Here is a 4,225-nt window from a genome sequence, read left to right as displayed (position 1 = left end):
GGATAAGGTGATTGCCAAATGGAAGAAATCAAACCCCAATTTGTTCAAGAAGTATAAGAAAATCTACAAAGAATTGTTAGAGCACCCTAAGACTGGGCTTGGGCATCCCGAAGCGTTAAGGGGCGGTGGGGATATTACATGGTCTCGACACATTACCGCCCATGACCGGATAATCTATGACATTTACGAGGAAGTGGTAGAGGTCTACATCTTGGAGGTAGAGGGGCATTACAACGATAAATGATAAAACTGTTATGGTCGAATATTGTGTTTACTGGTTAGAGAACGGCGAGCCTATGCACGAGGTGTTCTCTTCTCTTGCCGCCGCCGAGATGTACTCATGTGCGATAAGAGGGAAAGAAAACATTGAATGGGTGGAGGTGTCCGAAGAAGAAACCATTGATTTGGACGAACTGGAAGACATGTTCCCGGATGACTTCTGCGGCGTGTAATCCCCTTGGGTAGAAATGGGGTAGAATTTGTTAGGCTGTGGGGGATTTTCTAACACGCCGGGGCTTTTTGCTGGGCGGTTGGCGTGGATGTATTCCCATGCGGCATGTGTATATATAGCAAGAAGTGTCCTTGTCGGACAATTCTTGCTTTTCTCGCTTTGCTCAAAAAGATTTTAAGATTACCTTTGTGGCATGGAACTAAGACGGAACGAAAAGATTACATTCCGGTGTACCGAACTTGAAAAGGACGCACTTGCGGAGCAGGCAGCCCGGTGCAGTCTAAGCGTATCGGAATACTGCCGGAGTTTGTCCCTTGGGGGGCGCCCAAGGGAGAGGTACACCGAGGAGGAACGGCAGCTTCTCCGGGACATAGCCCAGTTGAAAGGAACGCTCCAACGGCTGAACAACTACTTCGGTGGTCGCCAGTACCGGGAAGTGTTCGAGGAGAACCGGGCACTAATTACAGAGCTCAAAAAAATACTCTCACGATGATAGGGAAAGGGAAAAGCATATCACATGGTGTGGCGGCATTGGAGTACGACCTCGCCAAAGAGATAAACGGGCAGGCAGTAGCCACCGAGATAGCCCGGCATGAACTTTATGGGTGTACTGGTGCGGAAATGGTGCAGGAAATGAAACCGTATCACATTGATTTTCCGAACGTAAAAAACAACTGCCTACGTTTCGAGGTCAGCCCCTCGATAGAGGAAAGCGCCACCTTTACGGATGCGGACTGGGCGGAACTTGGTAACGACTTCATGCAGCGCATGGGGTTGGCGAACCACCAGTACATCATCATCCGGCACAGCGGTACGGAGAGCAAGAAAGAGCAAGCCCACCTGCACATACTGGCAAACCGGGTTTCCCTTTCCGGGGAACTGTACCGGGACAACTGGATAGGGAAAAAGGCAACGGAAGCCGCCAATGCCATAGCCAAGGAACGGAACTTTGTACAGTCGCAGGACATTGGCAAAGTCAACAAAGCGGAAATCAAGGAAGCCATGGACGGCGTATTGAAGAAGATGCAGGGCTTTGACTTTACCAAATTCAAGGAAGAACTTGGTAAGAGAGGTTTTAAAGTCCGGGAAGCCAGGGCAAGCACCGGGAAACTTAACGGCTACTATGTCACAGCCCGAAGCGGTACGGAGTATAAGGCAAGCGAGATAGGGAAAGGCTACACTCTCGCCCATATCGAGCGGACACAAAGCAAACTGAAGTGCAACTCAATGAACATATCTCATGGAAACAAACTCACACCCGGAAGCGGCAGCTTCCAACGTTAAGCAGGGACAGTACAGCCCCCGGAAAAGAAAAGATACAACGCCAAGGGTAAACCCGCAGCTTGCGGTAGAACTGGTGTATCAAGAACTAAAGCGTGTTGAAGTCTATACGAAGCGCATAGAGGACGCAACAGCCCGAAAGGTACAAATAGACGGGAAAAGCCTTGAAAGTGCCGAAAATCGCCTAAAAAACGTGTTGGCGGACTTTGAACGGCAGGGGTACAGAATGAAAAACGGCGGTTATGTGGACAAACGAATTTCGTTCTACTCAATCCTTTGTGCTGTTATCTCCCTATTGTTCGCTTGTTTCATGTGCTATCTTTGGACGGATGCAGCCAAAGACCGGGACAACTACAAGCAGTATTATGAATACTACCAAGAGCAGGCAAGGGAACAAAAGGGGAATAAATAAACATCTAACTTTACGAATTATGGGAACAACGGAACACGAAGAACCCCGGTTCTTCTTCATACTGAACAAGGGTGCGAAGTCCGGCGGCGAAATCACCCATGCCGTCCTAAACGGTAGTATCGTTTCGAAGCCGGCAGGCTGGGACGCCTTTCATGGGCTTGCACTGGCGAGAGAGAAACTAAGCAGCGAGGAAATACAACAGCAGATGAAAGAACTTGGTGTAGAAATGGAAATCGTTCCTCTGATTTGACAAGATTACCCGGAGTGTTTCAGCCGGGTAATCTTGTTACTTATCCTTGATTTTCCCTTTAAGGGCGTTTATAATCCACCCTTTCGGATTGTTCTTTTCTCGTGATTTTCCGTTTAGGAGAGCCAGTTCTCCGATAAGGTCGGTTATCTTTTCTTGTGCCGTTATGAATGTCTCTTTGTTCCGGTTTATCTCTTCCGATGTGAAGCCGCAGGAATAACGGAGGTACTCGTACACATGGCTGTCTATCTGATATCGTGCTGTAACCTTTGCTTGCAATTCTTTCCCTTCCAGTTCTTCATCTCTGAACTGTGGTTGATAGACCGGGTAGAACCTAAACCCGGTCACCTTGCTACGTTTGTTGTTTGGGTTTTCACGCACTTTCACGTAGTTGAAAGTGTATGGGCAGCTCTCATCAAGCGCAGCCTTTGCTGGTTTCAAAACTCTTTCCTCAAAATGATCTATTCTGTCTTTTCCGTTCTTGTCCTTGTATTTGTCCGCAGGTATGCCAAGACGGTCTTTCAAGTTTTCAAGGGATATATCCAAAGGGTACACCTGCCCACTCATTAACATGTAAAACCTAAGGGAATACCCAGTAGGTAGCGCAAGAGCCTTGTTTAACTCAAATTCTCTGTACCCCTTGGCGAACTTGGTAAACACATCCCAAAGGTCGTTAGACACACGAAAGGTTATAATGCCAGTGCGTTTTTTATATTTTGGGTTAGATATAAATCCGCACTTCCACCATTCCTCGTCATCTTCGTAAGTAAAAAAACGTCCTGCCAAAGAATCGAGTGCGGCTATGATTTCATTGTAATCACGTCCGGAAAAAATAACGTCAGATACATGCATTTGTGCATCAACATCCCAAAGTCCATGCTCAAACTTGCGTTTCGTGCCTGCATAATCTTTCAGTTTTACTCCCTTTAGTTCAGCTTGGCACGCTTCCAGTATGCGAAGAACTATTCTTTGTTCGTGTATGGACATGTCTTGCTGTTTTGACCATGTATATACCCATGAAACAACAACATCTTTATTCTTGGTAATAGGTAGTTTCTTTTTCATAAACGATTGATTTGCTGCAAATATACACAATCCCCACATTAAAACAAAAAAAGAGGGGTAAAACTCCCAAAGTGTGGGGACTAATTTACTTTTAAACTCCCAAAGTGTGGGGACTAAACTCCCAAAGTGTGGGGAAACACATGTTCTAATCCCTTTATTTATGGGCGTTTGCGAAGAAGTGATAGAGCATATTACAGACGATGCTTATAACAGACAAGGGGAATTTATAGAGCTAAGTGGTTGATTTACTGTCGGAAAAAGAAAAACGATAGGGAAAAAGAGCAAAGCAAAACCAACCAACGGGCGGTAGGATTGGAAACGGGTTTTTATGGCGTGTACACGTTTGTGTACAAAATGTTTGTATTTTATTGAAATATAGCTATCTTTGTGCTGAATTTAAAAGCAAACAGATATGGAAGCATTATCAGTAAGAGAATACCGTAACAACCTCGCAGCGTCTTTCACCAAAGCTGACAATGGCAAGCAGGTACTAATTCGCAGGAAAAACGAGATTTACGCTTTGGTAAAAGTTGGTCGTGAAGATTTGATGATAACCCCGGAGCTGCAAGCAAGGATTGACAAGGCAAGGGAAGAAATCAAATCCGGAAAGTGTGTTACCCTCAAAAGCAGTGAGGATATTGACGCTTATTTCGATAGTCTATGATGTACACAATTAGGGTTTCCGACGGGGTGGATAAGGTGATTGCCAAATGGAAGAAATCAAACCCCAATTTGTTCAAGAAGTATAAGAAAATCTACAAAGAATTGT

General features: G+C 45.5%; 8 protein-coding genes. 7 read left to right on the top strand and 1 reads right to left on the bottom strand.

Translation table 11 applies throughout. The annotated features are described in order from the left end of the window. From AB5Z14_RS10070 to AB5Z14_RS10045, 6 genes are all read left to right on the top strand, one after another. Window positions 1–244: type II toxin-antitoxin system YoeB family toxin (locus AB5Z14_RS10070; RefSeq protein ID WP_032581873.1), on the top strand; the 244-nt coding region annotated here is incomplete at its 5' end. A gap of 52 nt (window positions 245–296) precedes the next feature. Continuing rightward, window positions 297–452 carry a hypothetical protein gene (locus AB5Z14_RS10065; RefSeq protein ID WP_192915051.1) on the top strand — a complete coding sequence of 52 codons (156 nt, stop codon included), beginning with the start codon at window positions 297–299 and terminating at the stop codon, window positions 450–452. A gap of 192 nt (window positions 453–644) precedes the next feature. Beyond that, a complete protein-coding gene (gene mbpA / locus AB5Z14_RS10060; protein WP_004327437.1) occupies window positions 645–944 on the top strand; it encodes a mobilization protein MbpA in 300 nt (99 codons plus the stop codon). Between the two features lie 29 nt (window positions 945–973). Continuing rightward, window positions 974–1,735: a mobilization protein MbpB gene (gene mbpB / locus AB5Z14_RS10055; RefSeq protein ID WP_149970768.1), complete on the top strand. Its 762-nt coding sequence runs from the start codon at window positions 974–976 to the stop codon at window positions 1,733–1,735. Then, a complete protein-coding gene (gene mbpC / locus AB5Z14_RS10050; RefSeq protein ID WP_004295511.1) occupies window positions 1,692–2,144 on the top strand; it encodes a mobilization protein MbpC in 453 nt (150 codons plus the stop codon). The genes mbpB and mbpC overlap by 44 nt, the downstream gene beginning before the upstream one ends. Further along, window positions 2,098–2,394: a hypothetical protein gene (locus tag AB5Z14_RS10045; protein ID WP_425265811.1), complete on the top strand. Its 297-nt coding sequence runs from the start codon at window positions 2,098–2,100 to the stop codon at window positions 2,392–2,394. Before mbpC ends, AB5Z14_RS10045 begins: the two co-directional genes overlap by 47 nt. Window positions 2,395–2,430: 36 nt before the next feature. Here the strand turns inward: AB5Z14_RS10045 and AB5Z14_RS10040 are convergent, their stop codons facing one another. Continuing rightward, window positions 2,431–3,456: a replication initiation protein gene (locus tag AB5Z14_RS10040; RefSeq protein ID WP_004295509.1), complete on the bottom strand. Its 1,026-nt coding sequence runs from the start codon at window positions 3,454–3,456 to the stop codon at window positions 2,431–2,433. Window positions 3,457–3,868: 412 nt separating this feature from the next. On the opposite strand from AB5Z14_RS10040, the gene AB5Z14_RS10035 reads away from it, so the two are divergent. Further along, window positions 3,869–4,120, top strand: a complete 252-nt coding sequence (locus tag AB5Z14_RS10035) for a hypothetical protein (RefSeq protein ID WP_368131289.1) — start codon at window positions 3,869–3,871, stop codon at window positions 4,118–4,120. The last annotated feature ends 105 nt before the right edge of the window (window positions 4,121–4,225 follow it).

It is taken from the genome of Collinsella aerofaciens (assembly GCF_040910265.1).
Lineage (GTDB): Bacteria > Actinomycetota > Coriobacteriia > Coriobacteriales > Coriobacteriaceae > Collinsella > Collinsella aerofaciens_BK.
This window is presented reverse-complemented; position numbering and strand designations above follow the sequence as displayed.

What these genes read in the sequence shown, in the direction of transcription:
- AB5Z14_RS10045 (WP_425265811.1), top strand. Translation starts at nt 2,098, where the DNA reads ATGAATACTACCAAGAGCAGGCAAGGGAACAAAAGGGGAATAAATAAA.
- AB5Z14_RS10040 (WP_004295509.1), bottom strand. Translation starts at nt 3,456, where the DNA reads ATGAAAAAGAAACTACCTATTACCAAGAATAAAGATGTTGTTGTTTCA.
- mbpC (WP_004295511.1), top strand. Translation starts at nt 1,692, where the DNA reads ATGGAAACAAACTCACACCCGGAAGCGGCAGCTTCCAACGTTAAGCAG.
- AB5Z14_RS10035 (WP_368131289.1), top strand. Translation starts at nt 3,869, where the DNA reads ATGGAAGCATTATCAGTAAGAGAATACCGTAACAACCTCGCAGCGTCT.
- mbpA (WP_004327437.1), top strand. Translation starts at nt 645, where the DNA reads ATGGAACTAAGACGGAACGAAAAGATTACATTCCGGTGTACCGAACTT.
- AB5Z14_RS10065 (WP_192915051.1), top strand. Translation starts at nt 297, where the DNA reads ATGCACGAGGTGTTCTCTTCTCTTGCCGCCGCCGAGATGTACTCATGT.